We start from the raw sequence: 20,944 nt of genomic DNA, 5'->3' as shown, positions 1-20,944 counted from the left end.
AACACCTTAGCGGAATGCTCAGGTGTTGCACTCAGTTTCTGCGGCCAAGCAGATTATTGGTTTCTTGGGCGATGTAAAGCTGAACTACTATTAAGCAGCTATGTCGTTAGCATGGTTTCTCGAGAGCCAGTTATTACTATTACTATTGCTATTGATAGTGCAGTAAGTTTTGCGGTTGAGCGTGTTAGATGCCAAGCAACTACCCTACAGTCACTTCTGACGCTAAACACAGCTGCATACTGGGTGCGAATACCCGCTAGTTTAACCTCTATATTGCTATCGATAAGGCTTGAAAAGCCCTATTTAGCTCCCCCCATGAGATAGGCCCCATTCCATCAGTCTCGCCATTTTTGAGCAGCGAGTCACATTTTGGGCATGGTATAAACTAAAGTCGGGGTTTCTGGTATGAGTTCAATGGCAGTAATCTATGAGCATAAAATGCGAATAGTTGTTCGCTTTGCGAACTTGAAATATAAGTACTCTAACCCATGAAGAGTCCATTATGAAAAAAATTCTAAACGCTCTTTGCACTGCTACCTGCGGTGGTGCCGTCGCACTATCTCTCTCTGTGTCCAATGCTCAAGCACAGGATTGGCCTACTGATGATGTACGCTTGGTGGTTCCCTATGCGCCAGGTGGAACTACTGATGTGTTGTCGCGTCGTGTGGCCGACTTGCTACAGGAAGAACTCGATACCAATGTGGTGGTAGAAAACCGCCCAGGGGCTGGCTCTACTGTTGCTACTGGCCGTTTGGCTCGTGGTGGCCGTGACATCGATCACACCATATTAATGGCTTCACCTGGGCATACCATTGGCGCTGCTATTTATCCTGGCCTCACTTACGATCCAGTCGAGGACTTCGTATTCATTCAGAATATGATTGATATTCCTAACGTGATGGTGGTGCCTGCTGACAGTCCTTACAACAGCGTGCTTGAGTTTGTTGAGGCAGCGAAAGAACAGAATATGACCTTTAGCCACAGTGGTGTGGGTAGCTCTATCCACATGTCTGGTGAGCTGTTTAAGACGCTGACTGAAACCAATATGACTGCGGTACCTTTTGCTGGCAGTGGTGCAGCTCTACCAGCCTTGCTGGGGGGGGATGTCGATGTCTCTTTCGAGAATATGCCGACTGTGTTCTCGCATATTCAATCCGGCGATTTGAGAGCGCTGGCGGTTACTTCAGCTGAGCGTTCTGAATTCCTACCAGATGTGCCAACCCTCAAGGAGATTGGTGAGTATAACCTCGACCAGTTTGTCACTACCGCTTGGTTTGGCCTGATTGCCCATAACTCTTTCCCCGAAGAAGCGACAGCTGCCATGCAAAAAGCGTTGCAAGAGGTGATGGAGCGCGAGGAATTCACTAGCTTTGTCGAGCAACTGGGTGCAGAGAAAGGCACTATCGCTGGTGATGATTTCAAAGCCTTCATCGCTGATGAAGTTGCTCGCTGGGACGAAGTAGCGACTGAAGCCGGTATTCGTCAAGAGTAAGTCATTGGCTAGTACATAGCATGGCGAGGCGAGGGTTACGACTCTCGCCTCAATTGGTTTCCTTGTAGAGCTTTTTTACGTCTTTACGTCGAGAGAGTACCCCGATGACGAAGTTTCACTCTACCGGTGGCACGCTGATCAAGGATCCGTGGGATGTAGTCGCCGGGGTTATGCTGCTGGGCTTCTCCCTGCTGCTGCTTTTCTATCTGGTTCCCAATTACATTGGTCAACCTCCCATCATGCAGAATCCGATGATGTCGCCGCGCTGGTTGCCGAACATTGTGGGCTGGTTGCTGCTGGTGTTCTCGGTACTGATGATTATTCAAGGTGTGCTAATTGCTGACGATGCCGAAGATAGCGGACGTCGTTTTGAGCGTGGTCCGTTATTGCGCTTTGCGCTGATGGCATTATCTCTGGTTGTCTATGCTGGCCTGTTTGAGATGTTAGGTGCGGTAATCAGTGGCATCCTCGCCACTTTGATACTTTTCATCGCCCACCCGGTGCGTACTTGGTGGGTTTATGGTCTAGCTATCGTTTTCCCGGCGGGCGTGACGCTACTGTTTACGGGGATTATGAACGTGCCGCTGCCGATGTGGCCGTTCTGAGCTCACTGCCACCTTTAAGATCTGGTGATTTATGGAAAACATTACAGAAGTACTGCAGCTGTTTCTAGCCACAGAGAATTTTGTGGCAATCGCTGTAGGGGTGGTGGTAGGCGTTACTGTAGGCTCTATCCCGGGTCTTACTGCCACGATGGCGGTGGCCTTGGCACTACCGTTTACTTTTTCTATGGAGCCGGTCGCGGCCATACTGTTGTTGGTAGGTATTTATAAGGGGGGTATGTATGGCGGCTCAATCACCGCTATTTTGATTCGTACGCCGGGTTCGCCAGCTTCAGCCTGTACGTTACTAGATGGCTATCCAATGGCGCAGCAAGGAGAAGCAAAAAAAGCGCTTAAGATGGCGCTCTATGCGTCGGTGATTGCGGACTTCATTTCTAATATTGCATTGATCTTTTTTGCTGCTTATTTAGCCAAGATTGCACTTAACTTCGGTGCGCCGGAATTCTTTTGGCTGATCTGCTTTTCTTTGACTATTATCATCTCGCTTGCCAGTGGCTCAATGATCAAAGGGCTGATTGCGGCTCTTTTGGGTATCCTGCTTTCGTTGGTAGGGCTCGATTCAGTGTTTGGTTCGCAGCGCCTGACCTTTGGCAACTACAACCTGATGGACAGTATCTCGTTCATTCCTCTATTGATCGGTCTGTTTGCGATACCTGAAATTATCGAATTTTATCGCAAAAAGGTGATACCTCACCTTCGTGCCAAAGCGAGTGGTGCTGGGGTGTCTTTCAGCGAGCTCAAGGGCAGCCTCAAAAGCATCGTTCGAGGTAGCTTGATTGGTGTCATTATCGGTGCTATCCCAGGCACTGGTGCAACTGCAGCGGCTTTCATCTCGTACAGTGATGCCAAGCGTCGTTCACCCCACCCAGAGCGCTTTGGGAAGGGAGAAGTAGAAGGGGTCGCTGCTTCCGAAGCAGGTAACAACGGCGTCGCTGGAGCCACGCTGATCCCACTGCTGTCATTAGGAATTCCCGGCGATGTGATCACCGCTATTATCCTGGGAGCCTTCATGGTTCATGGGCTGACTCCGGGCCCACTGCTGTTTCAGGAAAACCTGCCGCTCATCTATGCACTTTTTCTCGGTATCATGCTCAGTTCCGTGATCTTGTTATTTGTGGGGAATGCAGCAATCCGTTACTTCTCCCTAATCGCAGATATTCCTAAATCGATTCTTTTTCCGATTGTGTTGATGTTCTGCGTATATGGGGCTTATGCGGTCAATAATGATACTTTCGATGTGTGGTTGATGTTGGCTTTTGGGGTTCTGGGTTATGTGTTTAATCGTACCGGTATCCCGGCTGCCCCCTTCCTAATAGGCTTCATTTTAGGACCTATGTTCGAGGATAACCTGCGTCGCTCACTGTTAATCGGTTCCAACGATCTGTCGATTTTCGTACGTGGTCCGATCACCTGGTTCTTCATCGCTCTAACGTTAGGCTCCATATTGCTGGCCCTTTATCGTTTTATTACCTCGCGGCAAAAAGCGAAACAGAGTGCGAGTGAGCCTGGGGCGGGAGCGTGATGCTGTTGACCTTACTCTAAGTGGTGTTTTGCCTTAAGCCCGTGAAGTGGGCTTGAGGCGCAAGGAAATCGAGCCGGCCACCGTAAGGTGCCGGCTTTTTTTACTAGTGAGGTGGAGCCAACCATGAGTTCCCGCATAAAGATGCCAGTTACAAACGTATGGTCTAGCCGTTTGCTAGCGGGTGTGGCAGTGCTAACCGTGGTGTATTTATTGAGTGGTGCAACGTGGGCCGCAAGCGTGGCCCAACTACTGCTGGCAGGCTTTCTAGTGCTTGGTTGGACCCGTTTTAGCTCGATGGCTCGCATGCTTGCGTTGGCCTGTGTTGCAGTGTCATTTTTTGCACTGTGGCGACTTCCTTCTCCTTGGATAGTGCTTTATGAGGCGGCTAATGGCTTTGTCTTTCTGGCGGCGTTCATGACGGCACTTGCAGTGCTGCGCTTGCCGGCTTATCGGTCGAGACTCATTCGTCGCTGTGGACAGAGCCTACTATTGCAGCCTCCCACATGGCGTTATCCAATGCTCTCGTTGGGGTCTACCCTATTCGGCATCGTGCTCAACTTTGGCGTGTTGAACTTGTTCATGTCGATGATCGATAAGGCTAATACTCTAGGCTCGGCACAAGGGCAAGTGTGGCTGCAGGAGGTGCGTCGCCGCCGCATGTTATTGGCAACCTTACGCGGCTTTACCCTGGCACCTTTGGTTTCCCCGTTAGGTATCGGCGTTGCGGTGGTTTTGGGTAATCTGGAACCGCTGACCTGGAGTCAGCTCTTTCCTTATGTGCTGGCATCAGCAGTCGTGCTATTTCTGATGGGATGGGCTTGTGATCAGATTGCTGGTCCTCGTCCGAGAGCTAGTGCAGCAGGGAGCGAGAGGCCCTCATTGATGCCGCTAGTAGCTTTTAGCCTGCTGCTGCTGGCTCTGGTTTTGCTTGTTTTTGCGCTTGCCACCATGCTATCGCTGCGATTGCCTCAGGCTGTCGTGATCGGTGTGCCTCTGGGAGCCTGGGTATGGTTGGCTTGGCAGTGCCGTGATATTGGGCATGCCGGCGTGTGGTCAGCCACTGCTTTGCTCTCCCGCCGTCTGCCTGATGTGCTGGGTGGGATTGGTAATGAGGTCGTCGCGCTGGGTTCAGGTGCTTATCTTGGATATCTCAGCGTGGCGCTGCTTAATCCGGCCCAGCTGGATGGGGTGGCATCACTCCTTATCGCTGTTGGCAATTGGTTGCCAGCACTCGCGCTCTTACTGATCGTGGTGCTTGCCCAGATAGGCGTCAATCCAATTATCAGCGTGACCTTCTTAACCAGCATGGTCGCCCAGGTAGGGCTAGAGGGGGTGTCATTGCCGCTGTTGGCGGCGGCGATGCTGGTGGGGTGGTCATTGACGATGGTGTCGTCGCCGTTCACGGCGGCAATGATGATTATGTCGCGCTTCACTGGGATAACGGCGGGTCAAATTGGCCTGCGCTGGAACGGAGTATTTCTGGCGGCCTCTTTGATGATGGCCGCCGTACTTTTTCGATTAGCAAGCTGAGCTATTGCCTCACCCTACCGTGACGCCACCACAAACGAATAATGTTTGTCCCGTGATGAAACTGCTGCGTGGATCGCAGAAGAAACTAACTGCTTGAGCAACATCATCAGGTTGCCCCATACGCTGGACAGGGATGTTCTCAATGATACGGCGCGCACGCTCTGAGTCGGATGGGTTGTTCTCCCAGAACGCTGTCGTGGCAATAGGTCCTGGTGCCACGCAGTTAACCGTAATGCCATCGGCAGCTAGCTCTAGCGCCCAAGTACGAGCCATCGACTGTAATGCTCCTTTCGTCGCGCTATAAAGGGTACGGGCCTCTTTGCCGAGCACTACGCGGCTGGCATTCATGACAATGCGTCCCTGACCATGCCGCCGCATATAGGGAAGAAGAGACTGGGTACATACCAACGCAGAGCGCACGTTGAGGTGCATCAATGAATCGAAGTCCTCAATACGGGTGTCGTCGAGAAGCGCAGGGCGCACTATGCCAACATTATTGACAAGACACGTCACTGGGTGGGCGTCAGCAATTTTTTCGAGCACTTGACGGGTCGCATCAATATCACTCAGGTCGACTAGGTGTGCATCGGCCTTTAATGATTCTGCCTCTGGCGCCTCAATGTCGAGGACAATGGTGCGATAGCCATCTTGTTGCAAGCGCAACGCAATGGCTTGGCCGATGTTGCGGGCGCCGCCGGTGACGATAGCAAAGGGTTGTGGCATGGTTACATCCTTCTAGTTAAAGGCGCGTAGGGCGGAATAGCGGACGAGGGGGATGAATGACCTGACGGCAACGGTGAGGCCTACGGTCATCAGGAAACACCCGCTATTGAGCGTCGCGAATCATGTTGCGAGAGATGATTACCTGTTGGATTTGGGTGGTGCCTTCATAGAGCCTGAATAGGCGCACATCGCGATAGAACCGCTCAACGGCGTATTCGCTTATATAGCCAGCGCCGCCATGAATTTGCACACCGCGGTCGGCGACCCTGCTGCACATTTCGGTAGCGAACATCTTAGCGCAGGAGGCCTCGGTGCTAACGTTCTGGCCCTCATCACGCTTGCGTGCGGCATCTAGAACCATGCAGCGAGCGGCATAAATCTCGGCCTTGGAGTCGGCCAGCATGCCCTGGATAAGCTGGAATTCGGCAATAGGCTTGCCAAATTGTTGGCGTTCCATTGCAAAGCGTAGGGAGTCATCTAAAACGCGCTCAGCGGCCCCTACGGCAATGGCGGCAATATGCAGGCGTCCCTTATCCAAAACCTTCATGGCGGTTTTAAACCCGACGCCTTCTTGTTCGCCAATCAGTGCGCTGACCGGTACGCGTACATTATCGAAGATTACATCAGCGGTGTGAGCGCCTTTTTGGCCCATCTTCTTATCGCGTTTGCCAATGGTAATGCCGGGGATGTCGGCTTCAACGATAAAGGCGCTAATGCTCTTGGCGCCTTTGACCTCCAGGTTAGTGCGTGCCATTACGGTAAAAATACCGGCATGCGGGGCGTTGGTGATGTAGCGTTTGGTACCGTTAATCAAGTAATTGTCGCCATCTTTTATAGCGGTAGTGCGTAGCGAGGCGGCGTCAGAACCGGAGTCGGGTTCAGTTAGGCAGAAAGCACTCAGAATCTCGCCGCTGGCCAATCGGGGCAAGTAGTTAGCTTTCTGCTCGTGGGTGCCGTCTAGCAGGATACCGATTGAACCGATGCCGTTGTTAGTACCGATGAAGGAGCGGAAGGCGGGAGATGTCCTGCCCAGCTCGAAAGCAATATTGACTTCTTCCTCCATGGTCACACCAAGACCACCATATTCTTCGGGAATAGTGAGCCCAAAGAGACCCATATCACGCATCTGTGAGGCAATGTCATCGGGGATTTCATCGCTTTCAGCTATTTCTTCCTCACGCGGAATTAATGCTTCTTTAACAAAGCTACGTATGGAGTCGAGCAGGAGCTGCATGGTTTCCTGGTCACGAATCATGTGTGCCTCTTAATGTAAGGTAAGTAGATCGTTGGAGTCGTGGGTTTTAGGAGATCTGGGTCTGTATATCGTTGACCAACTGGACTAATTGGGGCCCGATAGACTCTTCCAGCTTTTCCCGTGATATCTGGAACTCAGGACCACCACAGTTGAACGATAGAATTCCCAACTGCGGGTGATGGAGCGGCACCGCAACGGCATTCACTTTTCGTTGCCATTCTCCAATCGACAAACAGTAGCCGTAATCGGCGTAGTCACGAAAAGCACGTTCTAATGCTTTGCGAATAACAGGCCAGTCGTCGGGATAAGACTCCCGCAGGTGGTCCATTAGCGTGTCTGCCTCTTGTGGAGGTAGAGCAGCCAAATAGGCGCGTCCCGCCGAGCTTTGGTGAAGGGGAAGACGCGTACCGGTTTGGCGACGGATGGTGGAACGTAGAGAGCTCTGAACCACATCTAGATAAACCATGTCTAGGCGATCTCGGGCAGACATGGCCACTGTCGCACCGACTTCGTCGGCGAGATTTACCATCAAAGGTTGGGCAATCGCGCGAATCGGCAGGTTGGATAGCATGGAATAGCCAAAGGCCATAACGCCCACATCCAATTGGTACTTCCCTCGTGATAGAGGGCGCAGATAGCCCAGCCGGGCGAGAGTATGTGTGAGCCGGCTAACAGTGGGGCGTGGCAGCCCCGACTTCCTAGCCAGATCGAGGTTGCTTAGAGCACTCTCGCTTGGAGTGAAGCAGCGTAGTAGTTCAAGCCCTCTCGCCAACGCAGTTACGAACTGCCGGTCTTTCTCCTGCTCGCCCGCCGCATTCATCGGGTCTATTAAGATCTGAAAATCGCCCTGATTGTCTGTTGTCTTCACCGATTTCTGCCTCATTCGAGGTTTTTGGACAGATTGATTTTGCAGCGCGCTGCCGATAAATGTCAATCATGCAGTCTTAATGTCCGCTCGGCGGACATTTTGGTGTTGCAGTATAGAGCGTTTTAGAAATTGCATGTTTATTATAAATTCTTGATAAGTATGTGTTTTTATTGTTGTCTTTTTTCGACAGATTGACAGTTATTCCAAAAGCTGTGTAAGTTTTATCTATTATCAAAACATTTGTCCGTAATGCGGACATAATCAGTGGCGAAATTTTGCATGATAAACAAACAGCGCTCTTCCGAGGTCTATCTTGCCTCGCTTGATGATGGGGTGGCGGTGATTCGTATTGATCGGCCGCATGCCAAGAATGCTCTCAATGGAGCAGTGAGATATCAGTTAGCCGAGCTTTTTTTGTCTCTAACTCAGCAGGATGAGGTGAGAGTCATTGTACTGACCGGGGGCGAGCAGGTGTTTGTTGCAGGTGCTGATGTAAAGGAGTTTGCTGAGGCTTCTCCGACTGAAATGCTTCTACGCCACAATGAGCGTTTTTGGGAGCCGGTGGCACGATGCCCTAAGCCAGTGATCGCCGCAGTTAATGGGTTTGCTCTGGGTGGTGGCTGTGAACTTGCCATGCACTGCGACATCATCATCGCGGGGGAGTCGGCACGGTTTGGGCAGCCAGAGGTCAAGCTGGGTCTAATGCCTGGTGCGGGTGGGACGCAACGGCTAGTACGAGCAGTAGGGAAATTTCAGGCCATGCGCATGCTGATGACCGGCTGCATAGTGCCAGCGGCAGAGGCGTTGGCCATGGGACTGGTTAGCGAAGTGGTGAGTGATGATCGGACACTGGAACGCGCCACAGTACTAGCACAAGAAATCGCGCATTTGCCTGCTCTAGCGCTAGAGCACATCAAAGAAACGGTGCTCATGGGGGCTGATCTGCCCTTAGAGAGCGCTTTGGTGCTTGAACGTAAAGCTTTTCAGCTGCTTTTTGACACTGTGGATCAGAAAGAGGGGGCTGCTGCCTTTATCGAGAAGCGCAAACCGAGCTACCGAGGAGAATCCTAATGGCGAGAAAAGTGAATCGGCTGGGGATTGTCGGCACAGGAGTGATGGGGGCTGGAATAGCCCAGATCGCTGCGCAGGCAGGGCTGGAGGTCGTGCTGTTTGATAGCCGCGCTGGGGCAGCCCGTGCTGCACGTGATGGTCTGCAAGGAACGTTCGATAAATTGGTTAGTAAGGGCAAGGTATCTCGGGAGTCTGCTGGGGTCGCTTTGTCGCTTCTTTCCATCGCCGAATCGATGACGGCTTTTGCGGATTGCGATGTGGTTATTGAGGCAATCATCGAGGATCTGGGAATCAAGCAACGCTTATTTGGCGACCTCGAAGCGGTCGTTTCGCGAGATTGTATCCTCGCTACCAATACCTCTTCACTGTCGGTCACCGCTATTGCTGCGGAGCTAACTTATCCTGGTCGAATGGCCGGTTTTCACTTCTTCAATCCTGTTCCGCTGATGAAGGTCGTTGAGGTGATCGGGGGAGTCAATACCGATGAAGCTGTCGTTAATACACTGCTGGAGCTGGCAAGCCAACTTGGACATGCCGGTGTGCGTGCCCAGGACTCCCCTGGCTTTATTGTCAATCATGCTGGACGTGCCTACAGCACGGAAGGCCTTAAGATTTTAGAAGAGCAGGTGGCGCCGCCTGACGATATCGACCGGATTCTTCGCGAGGAGGCTGGTTTCCGAATGGGGCCACTCGAACTTTTTGATTTGACTGGCCTCGATGTTTCGCATCCTGCAATGGAGTCGATTTTCACGCAGTTCTATCACGACCCGCGTTATAGGCCTTCTTATATATCCCGGCAAATGCTGAAAGGGAATCGCCTGGGCCGCAAGACGGGGGTGGGATTTTATCGCTATGAAGGTGGACAAAAAATCGCCGCGCTGGCTCCACAGCCTGTGCCCACGATCAGTGATTTTCCGCCGTTCTGGGTGGGATGCGAGGATATCGACCTACGTGAGCAGGTCGTGTCACTGCTGGTGTCGCTTGGCGGGCGAGTGGAAAGGACAGATTCACCATCGGAAGAAGCGCTCTGTTTACTACTGCCCTTTGGTGATGATGCGGTGAGTGCGAGTGCGTATTTCGGTGTCGACCCTGAACGCACACTCTGCCTCGACGCATTTATGGGGCTGGAGCGGCATCGCACACTGATGATGACGCCCGTCACGCGACAGCAGATGTGCGACGCTGCTCACGCATTATTGGCCTCTGATGGAACCGGAGTGACCGTGATTCGCGATAGCGTGGGGTTTGTCTCTCAACGTGTGCTGGCCGCAGTGGTTAATCTAGCCTGTGATATTGCTCAGCGCGGGATTGCCACGCCTACCGATATCGATAATGCCGTTAGATTGGGACTTAATTATCCCTATGGACCGTTGGCATGGGGAGATGCGTTAGGCCCGCAGAGGTTGCTTGCCATTCTGGAGCGCATCACTGCCTTAACGGGAGATCCTCGCTATAGGCCAAGCCCGTGGCTGCGGCGTCGCGCAACGCTTGGCATATCACTGTTACATGAAGCACCGAGTGTTCGGTGATGTTGAGGTTGATTATGTTAGTTGAAACGAGGTGGGTGTCATGGGAGCACTGACGGGAATTCGTGTGCTTGACCTAAGCCGAGTACTGGCTGGCCCCTGGTGCAGCCAAGTATTGGCCGATCTTGGCGCGGATGTCGTCAAGGTAGAGCGCGTAGGGCGAGGCGATGACACGCGTGCTTGGGGCCCGCCATACATGAAAGATACTCAGGGTAACGAGACTCCGGAAACCTCGTATTACCAATCCTCCAATCGCAATAAGCGCTCGGTGGCTGTCGATATTACCACCGCAAAAGGGCAGGAAGTTGTTCGTGCACTGGCGGCTGAGAGCGACGTGCTTGTCGAGAACTTCAAAGCGGGCTCCCTAAAGAAGTATGGGTTGGATTATGAATCACTCTCCAATCTCAATCCGAGATTAATATACTGCTCCATTACGGGATTTGGCCAGACAGGGCCTCGCGCGCAGGAACCTGGCTATGATTTCATTATCCAGGGAATGGGGGGGCTCATGAGCATCACCGGGGAGCGTGATGGCGTTCAGGGTGGCGGCGCGCAGAAAGTGGGGGTGGCTGTCACCGATGTGATGACGGGGCTTTACTCGGTTATTGCCATTCAGGCTGCGCTACTGGCACGTGAAAAATCTGGTCGCGGCCAGCATTGCGACATGGCGCTGCTGGATGTGCAGGTGGCGGCATTAGGCAACCAGAGCCAGAACTATCTAAGTACAGGCGTTTCACCTGGGCGCTATGGTAATGCGCATGCCAACATTGTGCCTTACAACTCCTTTCGTGCCAGTGATAAGGACTTCATTATTGCTTGTGGCAACGATTCTCAGTTTGCCGCGCTGTCCAGCGCTATTGGGTTGCCAGAGCTTTCTGCTGATCCTCGGTTTTCAAAAAATGAAAGTCGGGTCAGAAATAGAGATGCGATCACCCTGATTCTCTCAGAACATTTTAAACGCGATACAGCGGAAGCGTGGGTAAAAAAAATCAGCAACGTCAGGGTACCTGTAGGGCTAATTAACGATATTGCCGACGCACTAGCAGAGCCCCAGGTGGATGCCCGTGGCATGCTGGTTAATATCCCCCATTCTCTGAATCCTGACTTCAAGATGGTGGGGAGCCCAATTCATCTTTCCGACACGCCCGTAGAGTACCGAAGACCAGCACCACTGCTGGGGCAAGATACTAACGATGTACTCGCCGAGTATCTTGGTCTTTCGCCAGAGCAGTTATCGCAGTTGAAAAATGACGGCGTACTAGGGTAACCCATGCCTCCAAGTCGCCGACGACGGCTTGGTAGGTGATCTTTGCGAGGTTCTGCCAGGGTTCAAGGGTAAGCTGTAATGTTAAACACCAATTAAATATTATTAGATGGGCGTGCATAATGAACGACACGATTAAGTTATTGAAATCTCATCGCTCAATTAGAAAGTTTGAAGAGCGGGAAATTTCGCCGGAGTTATTGATAGAGCTGATTCGTACCGGGCAAGCAGCAGCAACCTCCAGCCATATACAGGCATATAGCATAATACATGTCACCGATAAGCATTTACGTGACCAGTTAGTCGAGCTGACAGGCGGGCAAAAATACGTAGCGAGCAGCAGTGACTTTCTGGTTTTTTGCGCCGATATGAAGCGCCCGCTTGAAGCGGCGAGAAGTACAGGGGAAAGCGTCGTGAGTGGTATGACCGAGCAGCTTTTGGTTGCTACGGTAGACGTTTCACTGGTAGCACAAAACATCGCGATTGCGGCGGAGTCAGAAGGGCTAGGCATTTGCTACATAGGAGGTATACGCAATAATCCACAAGCCGTGAGCGAACTGCTAAGTTTGCCACGCCATGTATACCCTGTCTTTGGAATGTGTATTGGCTATCCTGCACAAGATCCAGATATTAAGCCGCGGTTACCCGTTGAAGCTATCGTCAAAAAGAACAGATACAGAGATGATTCAGAGTATGTGAATGCTTTTAATCTCACGATGCATCACTATTACCAGACCCGCAAAGGGGGAAATAAAGTTTCAGACTGGTCTCAGAGTTTAGCCCCACTTTTTAATCAAAAGCTGCGTTCGCATATGCAAGAATTTCTTATTGATAAAGGCTTTGAAATGAAGTGAGGAATAGTTTTCAGATCTAATAGTCCGTCTATCGCCACTCTTTTGTGTGGCTGACTGGTTGATACAAGCTTATATCCAGCTGTTTATGGCGAGCCGTCTAGTTGAGTGTTTGATACAGGCGGCTTGCTTGGCTGGTTTAACGGATGATCGCCGTTACGAAACCGCGGTCATCAGATTTTAACACTTCATTTTAGCTTTTTTTCTCCATTAGTGCCCCCTCGCTGAAATAACCTTACTAGCACATAGCCAATATAGTATGTTGTTCGAATAGCGCCCAATTGAGCGATTTTCAGACATTATGAAGACAGATTAAGCACTCAACGACACGTTATTATAGGCATAACGACTTCCGACGATGACGTAATGCCACGAAAGGAGATGAGCAGTGGGACAACCAAAAGTAACGGTCCTTCACGGGCCTAATTTAAATCTTTTAGGCGTTCGCCAACCAGACGTTTACGGCTATGAGACGCTGGACGATGTTAATAACGCTTTGGCTGAAACAGCTGAGAGGCAGGGCTGGGATATCAGCTGTTTTCAAAGCAATCACGAGGGCGAATTAATTGACGCCATCCATGCGGCGCGTCTCGATGGCACGCTGGCTATCATCATCAACCCGGCCGCCTATACCCATACGTCTGTCGCTATCCTCGATGCGCTCAATGCCTTTGAAGGTAGGGTCATTGAGGTGCATATCTCAAATGTCCATAAACGCGAAAGCTTCCGTCATCACTCCTATGTCTCGCAGCGGGCAGATGGGGTCATTGCGGGGCTTGGGACGGAGGGTTACCAGGCCGCTTTAAACGCCATTATAAAATCTTGCGTTTAAACGGTACGCGAAGCCGTACGAGGGCAAAAAGCAGTGCAAAGACCATAAAGATATCTCCTTCATGAAAAGCTGCGTAACGCTTGTGACCCGACGCTATACCTTGGTAGTAGCTTACGCCAAGTAGCGCGTACATCTGCCTGGCTTAAGAATGAATAATTATTTGAAATGATAAGGTTTTTACCGATGTTAACGAGAGGGGAGGCTTAGCCTCCCCTTTTGTATGCGTGCTTGGTGGGGTTTGACGAGTGAATATGACGGGAGTAAATTGTTCGCACTACAAATCAAAGTTCGTTATTCGAACTTGCCGAGAGTCACTGCCAGGAGGAGACCTATGGCTGAGTTCTTGAGCTTGCATGACGCGGTAGCGCGCTACGTCGAAGATGGCGCCACCGTTGCCATGGAGGGCTTTACCCACCTGATTCCGTTTGCCGCGGGCCACGAAGTGATCCGTCAGAAAAAGCGCGACCTGACGCTGATCCGCATGACCCCCGATATCATCTACGACCAGTTGATTGGCGCGGGCTGTGCTAAAAAGGTGATCTTCTCCTGGGGCGGTAATCCCGGCGTGGGCTCGCTGCATCGACTGCGCGACGCGGTTGAGAAAGGCTGGCCGCGCAAAATTGAGATTCTTGAGCACAGTCATGCCGCGATGGCCTGCGCCTTTGAGGCTGGGGCTGCTGGCCTGCCAATGGCTGTGCTGCGTGGCTATGTCGGTAGCGAGCTGCCGAGCGTGAATGATCAAATCAAATTTATTGAGTGCCCGTTTACCGGTGAACGCCTAGCAGCGGTTCCTTCTGTGCGACCGGATGTGTCGATCATTCACGCTCAACGGGCGGATCGACAGGGTAATGTGCTGGTGGAAGGTATTGTTGGCGTACAGAAAGAGGCGGTGTTGGCTGCTAAGCACAGCATTGTCACCGTGGAAGAGATTGTCGATGACCTGAACGCTCATCCCAATGCTTGCGTGATCCCAGGCTGGGCGATTAGTGCCGTTGCCGTGGCAGAAAAGGGCGCGCTGCCTTCGTATACCCATGGCTACTACGGTCGCAGCAACCGCTTCTATAAAGAGTGGGATGCCATTGCTCGTGACCGCGATACCTTTACTCAATGGATCGACAAGAATATCTACGGTGCAGAGGAGCAAGCCAAATGAGTCAGGAATACACCTCTTCTGAAATGATGACTGTGACCGCTGCCCGTGCGTTAGAAAATGGCATGACCTGCTTTGTGGGTATTGGTCTACCTTCTGAAGCCGCCAACCTGGCACGCCTAACCCACGCGCCTGAGGTAGTGCTGATTTATGAGTCCGGCACCCTGCAAACCAAGCCTGAGATTCTGCCGCTCTCTATTGGTGACGGTGAGCTGTGCGAATCAGCGTTGACCACGGTGGCCGTGCCAGAGATGTTCCGCTATTGGCTGCAGGGTGGCAAAGTGAACGTAGGCTTTTTAGGCACCGCACAAATCGACCGCTTTGCCAACCTTAATACCACCCTGATCGGTGATTACAAAGCGCCCAAGGTTCGTTTGCCGGGCGGCGGCGGTGCGCCGGAAATCGCCACCAACGCTGGTGAAGTGTTTATTACCCTGAAGCACTCAAAGCGCGCGTTTGTGAAAGATGTCGACTTCGTCACCACGTTAGGCTTTGGCCGTGATGGCAAAGGACGCGATAACGTTCCCAATATTGGCAAGGGTCCCACGCGGGTCATTACCGACCTATGCGTGATGAAGCCCGACCCGGACACCAAAGAGCTGGTCGTCGTCTCGCTACACCCCGGCGTCACCCGTGAAGACGTGATTGACGCAACCGGTTGGGATATTCGCTTTGCCGAACAGCTGGAGAGCACGCAGGAACCGAACCCCAACGAGCTTGAAATATTGCGCGAACTGAAAGCACGCACCGAGCGTGCCCACGCGGGTGAATAAGGAGCTTTGTATGAGTGATGTCTATTTATGCCACCCGCGCCGCACTGCCGTTGGCCGCTTCGCTGGTACCTTGGCCAGCGTGCGCCCCGATGATTTCGCCGCGACGATTTTTAAAGCCGTACTGGCGGAAGCGCCGGATCTTGACCCTGCTGCCATTGACGAAGTGTTTATGGGCTGCGCCAACCAGGCCGGTGAAGACAACCGCAACGTGGCACGTATGTCGTCGCTGCTGGCGGGCATCCCGACCTCGGTACCCGGCACAACCATGAACCGCCTGTGTGGTTCGGGCATGGACGCGGTCGGTACCGCGTTTCGCGCGATTAAAGCGGGCGAAATGGAGCTGGCACTGGCAGGCGGCGTGGAGTCCATGTCGCGAGCGCCCTACGTGATGGGCAAGGCTGAAGGCGCTTTTGCGCGTGGGCAAAAGATCGAAGATACCACCATCGGCTGGCGCTTTATCAACCCGCTGATGAAGAAAGCCTACGGCGTTGATTCGATGCCAGAAACGGCGGAAAACGTCGCCGAGCAGTTCACTATCTCTCGGGAAGATCAGGATGCCTTTGCCCTGCGCTCTCAGCAGAAAGCCGCTGCCGCCCAAAAAGCGGGGCGCTTTGCCCAAGAGATCACCGCCATCGAGATTCCCCGCCGCAAGCAGGCGCCGCTAATCTTTGATCAGGATGAGCACCTGCGGGAAACCTCCCTGGAAAAACTGGCAGGGTTGCCTACGCCGTTCCGTGAAGGCGGTAGCGTGACCGCAGGCAATGCGTCGGGCGTTAACGATGGCGCGGCGGCGATGCTGGTGGCCAGTGACGCGGCGGTTAAACAGCATGGTCTGACACCGATGGCGAAAATTATTGGCATGGCCACGGCCGGCGTTGAGCCGCGCATCATGGGATATGGTCCGGTACCTGCTGTGCAAAAACTGCTTAAACGCACTGGTATCACCATGGATGATATCGATGTGTTTGAGTTCAACGAAGCGTTCGCTGCCCAGGCACTGGCCTGCATGCGTGACTTGGGCCTTAAAGACGACGATCCACGCGTCAACCCTAACGGCGGCGCGATTGCCCTGGGTCACCCGCTGGGTATGTCCGGTGCGCGCCTGTTAATGACCGCTGCTCATGAGCTGCAAAACAGCGGCAAGCGCTATGCATTGTGCACCATGTGTGTAGGCGTGGGTCAGGGTATTGCCACGCTGATTGAACGCGTTTAACGGAGGTAGCATGGCCTTTCATACTATCAATGGCCGCAGCGTCGCTTACCGATTGCTCGGCTCGGATGTGAATCCACTTATCGTGCTAGCGCATCCACTGGGCATGAGCCAAGCCGTGTGGGACGACATCATTCCCGCGCTGCTACCCCGCTACCGGGTGCTGACCTGGGATCTTCCCGGCCACGGTGCTAGTCAGGCAGCCAGCGGTGCACAAATCACTCCCGCTGATTTAGCCGCTGAGGCTCTAGCATTGGCAGAGCTGGCGGCTGCTGAGCGCTTTCACTTTGCCGGTACGTCCATTGGCGGTGTCGTCGGCCAGCAGTTGATTGCTGAGCATAGCGACCGGCTGCTCTCCGCTACGCTGACCAATACTGGCGCAGTGATCGGCAATCCTGATCTCTGGAACACCCGCGCAGGCCGAGTGCGCCAGGAAGGCCTGGCAGCGATGTCTGAAGAAATCGTGCCGCGCTGGTTTGCACCACAGGCGTTTGAGGAAAGTCCAGCGCTGAAAGCAGGATGGTGCGTACAAATGGGCCGTGGCGACGATGAGTCCTACGCCCAGCTATGCGAAATGCTTGGTCGTAATACGTTCTCTGGAAAGCTTTCTGGTAAGAACGCCCCTCATAAGGTCGTTCCTAATAAGGTCAAAGTACAGCTGTTTGGCGGCAGTGAAGATATGGCCACGCCGCCCGCAACGTTGGAAGCCTTGGCTGCGGAGCTAGATGGCGCACCGTTGGAGATATTTGACGGTGTGGGGCATGTGCCGTCGGTAGAAGCTCCGGTGCTGTTCGCGAAAAAGCTCATTGCTGTGCTTTCAACCGGCTCGAACTACGATGTGGCGTAAGCCTCCGGACTGGAGGCTCGCAAATAGGTATAGGCAGAGAGAAGTATTCCTATAACCGAATGACGTTGGCGTAGCTGCCAGGCGCCATTGGCTCGCCGGTGACGCCTGTGGCAACCGTATAGTGATGAGTTTGCTGTTGCGCTGGAGGGCGTTAGAGATACCTTCGACAATGGGAGTGCTTACGCCTGGGTGATAAGCTCTTAGGTCTGATCAATTCGACCGTTGAGGCAAACTCACAGTGAGCAGAAAGATTTGGCTGTATGCGCTGGTTCTGGCCTCTTTAATCGTGCTGAGCCTTTTGGGGTTATGGTGGTTATGGCATTGGCAACACAGTCACGCCGAAGCGGATGCCCAACGTCACGCGAATACGCGTCTAGCGCTCTACACCAGCAGTCTGCAAGGCGCGCTTGAGCGCTTTACTTACCTGCCTGACTTACTGGCCCAGCAGCCTTTAGTCCAGGCTGCCCTGCGCGAACCTAGTGAGCTATTGCTGTCTCCTGTTAATCAGCACTTGGCAGAGGTCGCTGAGCGTTCGGGCGCTGACGCCATTTTTCTGATGAATGAGCAAGGTGTCACCCTGGCCAGCAGCAACTATGCACTCGAGCAAAGTTTCATTGGCCACGATTATCACTTCCGCCCCTATTTTTACGATGCCATGCAGAGCGGTAGCGGTGAATTCTTTGCGATCGGTGACACAACCGGACAGCCGGGGTATTTCACCTCTTATGTCGTTACGCTTGGCGACGACACTGTCTCTGCGGGTGTCTTGGTGGTTAAAGTCTCACTGGAAGCGCTTCAAGAGGATTGGCGTCGAGCACAAGAAAACGTCATTTTGTCGGATGCCAATGGCGTTGTGATACTTTCTAGCCGCGAGCAGTGGCGGTTTCAGCACATAGATGGGCTTTCTGATGATGCATTGGCGCAGATTAGTGCCCAACGTCAATTTCTCGATAAACCGCTTTCCCCACTCGGCCAGCGCCTGCATGACGATACGCTGGTAATAGGCAACCAAGCACAAGGGGGAGGCGAGCGTTTTCTGGTCGCTTCCCTGCCGCTTGCTACACTGGGTTGGTCGATGCATTATCTCAGCCCGGTGCGCCCACTTTATATCAGTGCTCGCAATGTACTTCTGGCGGGCTTAGTCACGCTTTCCGCTCTTTTGTTGTTTGGCTTGTGGTTGCGTGAACGCCAAAAACGCCAACACATGCGCGATGCTCAGGCGAAAATCATCCAGCAAACCAATATTCGCTTGGAAGAACGTGTCCAGGAACGCACCCAGGCCTTAGAGGATGCGCAAGCTGAACTGGTCCAAGCGGGTAAATTGGCCGCCTTGGGTACCATGGCGGCAGGCATTGCTCATGAGCTTAATCAACCCCTTTCAGGCATCCGTACTTATGCTGCCAACGGTGAGCGGTTGTTGGCGCTCGGCCGTCAGGAAATGGCAGGCGACAACTTCCAACGTATTCAGGTATTAAGCAAACGCCTCGCTCGGCTAATCGAGCAGCTAAAGCTGTTTGCTCGCAAGGGCGAGAGCCGCGAGAGTGTGGATCTTCCGGCCAGCCTGCACTTCGTACTAGAGCTACTAGAGGAGCGTTTCCAGCAGCAAAAAGTGCGTTTGGAGCGTGACGGTGATTGGCAACAGTCACTCTGGATACGTGGCGATGACGTTCGCCTTGAGCAGTTGCTTACAAACCTGCTGCGTAACGCGCTGGATGCGTTGAACGACATACCCAATGGCATCATTCGTCTTCATGTTGAGGTAACTACGGAGCAAGTGCGATTGACGATCCATGACAATGGCCCTGGCTTGCCTCAAGAAGTGATCGAGCAGATGTTCGACCCATTCTTTACGACTAAACCGGTTGGGGAAGGCTTGGGGCTGGGGCTGTTTATTAGTTACGGCATTGCTCAGGATCTTGGCGGTAAGCTCAGCGCTGGCAATCACCCCGCTGGGGGCGCTTGGTTTCGTCTGTCATTACTGCATGGTGAGGAGACACCTTCATGACGCAAGCACCTTCTAGCACCTCAGCTCGACTATCGGCTGCTTCTCTGCCCGTCTGGCTAGTGGACGATGAAGCCGATGTCCGTGACTCTCTTAGCCAATGGTTGGAGGTGTCGGGATTAGAGGTTCGCACGTTTTCACGCGCCGGTAAGGTGCTGAATGCACTTCAAAACGGCCAGCCGTGCGGTGTCGTCGTCAGTGATATCAAGATGCCCGAGATGGATGGCTTGGCCTTGTTTACCGCCGTGCAAGCACTCGATACGCCGCCTCCGGTGATTCTGATCACAGGCCACGGCGATGTCCCCATGGCGGTTGCGGCGATTCAGCAGGGGGCTTGGGACTTTGTGCAAAAGCCCTTCGATCCTGAACGCCTCGAGGAGTGTGTACGACGAGCGCTAGAGCATCGTGCCCTGGCGCTGGAAAACCTACAGTTACAGCAGGCATTACGGCATAACTATTTAAGCACGCGCCTGCTCGGCGACTCTGCGCTGATGCAACTACTACGGCGCCAAGTGGAAAACTTAGCTGCTAGCCGCGCCAACGTGGTTATCAATGGTGAAACGGGCAGCGGCAAGGAAGTCGTGGCTCGCGCCTTGCACGACTTTGGCAGCGGTAGCCAAGGCGCTTTTGTGGCGTTGAACTGTGGCGCCATGAACAGTGAATTAATCGAATCAGAGCTATTCGGGCATGAAAAAGGCGCCTTTACCGGGGCGGGGGAACGGCGTATAGGTCTGCTGGAAACCGCCAGCCACGGCACCCTCTTTTTGGATGAAATAGAATCACTGCCACTGTCTGCCCAGGTTAAGCTGTTGCGCGCACTGCAGGAAGGTGAAATTACCCGGCTAGGCAGCAACCAGGTTATCCACCTCCATCTTCGGGTCGTGGCGGCCAGTAAAGAGAACTTGCTGGAAATGGTCTCGCAAGGAGATTTTCGCGAGGATCTTTATTATCGCTTGGCGATTGCTGAGCTGGCGATTCCTCCCTTGCGTGAGCGCCGCGAAGATATTCCCTTACTGTTTCGCCACTTCAGCCATCAAGCCGCTGATGTTCACGAAAGGCCGCTGCGCGAACCCACCACAGAACTGCTGACCGCCCTCGGCAATCATCGGTGGCCTGGAAATCTGCGCGAGCTGCGCAATATTGCCACGCGCTTTATTCTTGGGTTGGATCTGCCCTGGCAAAGCTCGCCTACGCCGCCACATCAAGCGTCTGCGCTCTCTGTGCGTATGGAAGCATTTGAGGCTACCGTCTTGAAAGAAGCGCTGCAGCGCCATAACGGCAATATTCAAGCGGTACTTGATGAACTCGATCTACCTCGCCGTACACTCAATCAGAAAATGCAGCGTCACCAGTTACGCCGTGAAGACTTTCTTGCAACCTAAACGGTTGATTCAAGAGTCAATGC

18 protein-coding genes are annotated in these 20,944 nt (G+C 53.1%); 15 read left to right on the top strand and 3 right to left on the bottom strand.

What is annotated here, in order from left to right; all coding sequences use genetic code 11:
- The first annotated feature begins 502 nt into the window (after window positions 1-502).
- The 4 genes from ACN06F_RS17005 to ACN06F_RS16990 all read left to right on the top strand — a co-directional run bounded on the left by ACN06F_RS17005 (window position 503) and on the right by ACN06F_RS16990 (window position 5,167).
- Window positions 503-1,492: a Bug family tripartite tricarboxylate transporter substrate binding protein gene (locus ACN06F_RS17005; RefSeq protein ID WP_433924393.1), complete on the top strand. Its 990-nt coding sequence runs from the start codon at window positions 503-505 to the stop codon at window positions 1,490-1,492.
- Window positions 1,493-1,596: 104 nt separating this feature from the next.
- Window positions 1,597-2,097, top strand: a complete 501-nt coding sequence (locus tag ACN06F_RS17000) for a tripartite tricarboxylate transporter TctB family protein (protein WP_433924392.1) — start codon at window positions 1,597-1,599, stop codon at window positions 2,095-2,097.
- Between the two features lie 31 nt (window positions 2,098-2,128).
- Window positions 2,129-3,637, top strand: a complete 1,509-nt coding sequence (locus ACN06F_RS16995) for a tripartite tricarboxylate transporter permease (protein ID WP_301396842.1) — start codon at window positions 2,129-2,131, stop codon at window positions 3,635-3,637.
- Window positions 3,638-3,760: 123 nt separating this feature from the next.
- Entirely contained in the window at window positions 3,761-5,167 is a 1,407-nt protein-coding gene (locus ACN06F_RS16990; protein ID WP_433924391.1) for a hypothetical protein, read from the top strand.
- Between the two features lie 9 nt (window positions 5,168-5,176).
- On the opposite strand, the gene ACN06F_RS16985 is transcribed toward ACN06F_RS16990, so the two are convergent.
- The 3 genes from ACN06F_RS16985 to ACN06F_RS16975 form a co-directional block, all read right to left on the bottom strand.
- On the bottom strand, window positions 5,177-5,890 hold the full coding sequence (locus tag ACN06F_RS16985) for an SDR family NAD(P)-dependent oxidoreductase (RefSeq protein WP_433924390.1): 714 nt from the start codon (window positions 5,888-5,890) through the stop codon (window positions 5,177-5,179).
- A 103-nt stretch (window positions 5,891-5,993) separates the two neighbouring features.
- Window positions 5,994-7,145 carry an acyl-CoA dehydrogenase family protein gene (locus ACN06F_RS16980; RefSeq protein ID WP_433924389.1) on the bottom strand — a complete coding sequence of 384 codons (1,152 nt, stop codon included), beginning with the start codon at window positions 7,143-7,145 and terminating at the stop codon, window positions 5,994-5,996.
- A 46-nt stretch (window positions 7,146-7,191) separates the two neighbouring features.
- Window positions 7,192-8,013, bottom strand: coding sequence for an IclR family transcriptional regulator (locus ACN06F_RS16975; RefSeq protein WP_433924388.1), 822 nt, complete (start codon window positions 8,011-8,013; stop codon window positions 7,192-7,194).
- A 279-nt stretch (window positions 8,014-8,292) separates the two neighbouring features.
- Here ACN06F_RS16975 and ACN06F_RS16970 point away from each other — a divergent pair, with 279 nt between their 5' ends.
- The 11 genes from ACN06F_RS16970 to ACN06F_RS16920 all read left to right on the top strand — a co-directional run bounded on the left by ACN06F_RS16970 (window position 8,293) and on the right by ACN06F_RS16920 (window position 20,921).
- Complete coding sequence (locus ACN06F_RS16970) at window positions 8,293-9,084, top strand: enoyl-CoA hydratase (protein WP_433924387.1); 792 nt, start codon at window positions 8,293-8,295, stop codon at window positions 9,082-9,084.
- The gene (locus ACN06F_RS16965; RefSeq protein WP_433924386.1) at window positions 9,084-10,613 is read left to right on the top strand and encodes a 3-hydroxyacyl-CoA dehydrogenase; all 1,530 of its coding nucleotides are present in this window, start codon (window positions 9,084-9,086) and stop codon (window positions 10,611-10,613) included. Before ACN06F_RS16970 ends, ACN06F_RS16965 begins: the two co-directional genes overlap by 1 nt.
- A gap of 40 nt (window positions 10,614-10,653) precedes the next feature.
- The gene (locus ACN06F_RS16960) at window positions 10,654-11,877 is read left to right on the top strand and encodes a CaiB/BaiF CoA transferase family protein (RefSeq protein WP_433924385.1); all 1,224 of its coding nucleotides are present in this window, start codon (window positions 10,654-10,656) and stop codon (window positions 11,875-11,877) included.
- A gap of 119 nt (window positions 11,878-11,996) precedes the next feature.
- Complete coding sequence (gene nfsA, locus ACN06F_RS16955; RefSeq protein ID WP_433924384.1) at window positions 11,997-12,728, top strand: oxygen-insensitive NADPH nitroreductase; 732 nt, start codon at window positions 11,997-11,999, stop codon at window positions 12,726-12,728.
- Between the two features lie 385 nt (window positions 12,729-13,113).
- Window positions 13,114-13,557, top strand: coding sequence for a type II 3-dehydroquinate dehydratase (gene aroQ / locus ACN06F_RS16950; protein ID WP_089040415.1), 444 nt, complete (start codon window positions 13,114-13,116; stop codon window positions 13,555-13,557).
- A 331-nt stretch (window positions 13,558-13,888) separates the two neighbouring features.
- Entirely contained in the window at window positions 13,889-14,710 is an 822-nt protein-coding gene (locus ACN06F_RS16945) for a CoA transferase subunit A (RefSeq protein WP_038479192.1), read from the top strand.
- Entirely contained in the window at window positions 14,707-15,480 is a 774-nt protein-coding gene (locus tag ACN06F_RS16940) for a CoA-transferase subunit beta (protein WP_198348855.1), read from the top strand. Before ACN06F_RS16945 ends, ACN06F_RS16940 begins: the two co-directional genes overlap by 4 nt.
- Before the next feature lie 10 nt (window positions 15,481-15,490).
- Window positions 15,491-16,693, top strand: a complete 1,203-nt coding sequence (gene pcaF, locus ACN06F_RS16935; RefSeq protein ID WP_198348856.1) for a 3-oxoadipyl-CoA thiolase — start codon at window positions 15,491-15,493, stop codon at window positions 16,691-16,693.
- Window positions 16,694-16,703: 10 nt separating this feature from the next.
- On the top strand, window positions 16,704-17,537 hold the full coding sequence (locus ACN06F_RS16930; protein ID WP_433924383.1) for an alpha/beta fold hydrolase: 834 nt from the start codon (window positions 16,704-16,706) through the stop codon (window positions 17,535-17,537).
- A gap of 238 nt (window positions 17,538-17,775) precedes the next feature.
- Window positions 17,776-19,542 carry a sensor histidine kinase gene (locus ACN06F_RS16925; RefSeq protein WP_095603550.1) on the top strand — a complete coding sequence of 589 codons (1,767 nt, stop codon included), beginning with the start codon at window positions 17,776-17,778 and terminating at the stop codon, window positions 19,540-19,542.
- On the top strand, window positions 19,539-20,921 hold the full coding sequence (locus ACN06F_RS16920) for a sigma-54-dependent transcriptional regulator (protein ID WP_433924382.1): 1,383 nt from the start codon (window positions 19,539-19,541) through the stop codon (window positions 20,919-20,921). The genes ACN06F_RS16925 and ACN06F_RS16920 overlap by 4 nt, the downstream gene beginning before the upstream one ends.
- Window positions 20,922-20,944: the final 23 nt, after the last annotated feature.

Origin of the sequence: Vreelandella sp. 21 (assembly GCF_050995515.1) — a bacterium.
Classification (GTDB): Bacteria; Pseudomonadota; Gammaproteobacteria; order Pseudomonadales; family Halomonadaceae; genus Vreelandella; species Vreelandella alkaliphila.
The sequence above is the reverse complement of the archived record's forward strand: the minus strand, read 5'-3'. Positions and strand labels throughout refer to the sequence as shown.

What these genes read in the sequence shown, in the direction of transcription:
- ACN06F_RS17005 (WP_433924393.1), top strand. Translation starts at nt 503, where the DNA reads ATGAAAAAAATTCTAAACGCTCTTTGCACTGCTACCTGCGGTGGTGCC.
- ACN06F_RS17000 (WP_433924392.1), top strand. Translation starts at nt 1,597, where the DNA reads ATGACGAAGTTTCACTCTACCGGTGGCACGCTGATCAAGGATCCGTGG.
- ACN06F_RS16995 (WP_301396842.1), top strand. Translation starts at nt 2,129, where the DNA reads ATGGAAAACATTACAGAAGTACTGCAGCTGTTTCTAGCCACAGAGAAT.
- ACN06F_RS16990 (WP_433924391.1), top strand. Translation starts at nt 3,761, where the DNA reads ATGAGTTCCCGCATAAAGATGCCAGTTACAAACGTATGGTCTAGCCGT.
- ACN06F_RS16985 (WP_433924390.1), bottom strand. Translation starts at nt 5,890, where the DNA reads ATGCCACAACCCTTTGCTATCGTCACCGGCGGCGCCCGCAACATCGGC.
- ACN06F_RS16980 (WP_433924389.1), bottom strand. Translation starts at nt 7,145, where the DNA reads ATGATTCGTGACCAGGAAACCATGCAGCTCCTGCTCGACTCCATACGT.
- ACN06F_RS16970 (WP_433924387.1), top strand. Translation starts at nt 8,293, where the DNA reads ATGATAAACAAACAGCGCTCTTCCGAGGTCTATCTTGCCTCGCTTGAT.
- ACN06F_RS16965 (WP_433924386.1), top strand. Translation starts at nt 9,084, where the DNA reads ATGGCGAGAAAAGTGAATCGGCTGGGGATTGTCGGCACAGGAGTGATG.
- ACN06F_RS16960 (WP_433924385.1), top strand. Translation starts at nt 10,654, where the DNA reads ATGGGAGCACTGACGGGAATTCGTGTGCTTGACCTAAGCCGAGTACTG.
- nfsA (WP_433924384.1), top strand. Translation starts at nt 11,997, where the DNA reads ATGAACGACACGATTAAGTTATTGAAATCTCATCGCTCAATTAGAAAG.
- ACN06F_RS16945 (WP_038479192.1), top strand. Translation starts at nt 13,889, where the DNA reads ATGGCTGAGTTCTTGAGCTTGCATGACGCGGTAGCGCGCTACGTCGAA.
- ACN06F_RS16940 (WP_198348855.1), top strand. Translation starts at nt 14,707, where the DNA reads ATGAGTCAGGAATACACCTCTTCTGAAATGATGACTGTGACCGCTGCC.
- pcaF (WP_198348856.1), top strand. Translation starts at nt 15,491, where the DNA reads ATGAGTGATGTCTATTTATGCCACCCGCGCCGCACTGCCGTTGGCCGC.
- ACN06F_RS16930 (WP_433924383.1), top strand. Translation starts at nt 16,704, where the DNA reads ATGGCCTTTCATACTATCAATGGCCGCAGCGTCGCTTACCGATTGCTC.
- ACN06F_RS16920 (WP_433924382.1), top strand. Translation starts at nt 19,539, where the DNA reads ATGACGCAAGCACCTTCTAGCACCTCAGCTCGACTATCGGCTGCTTCT.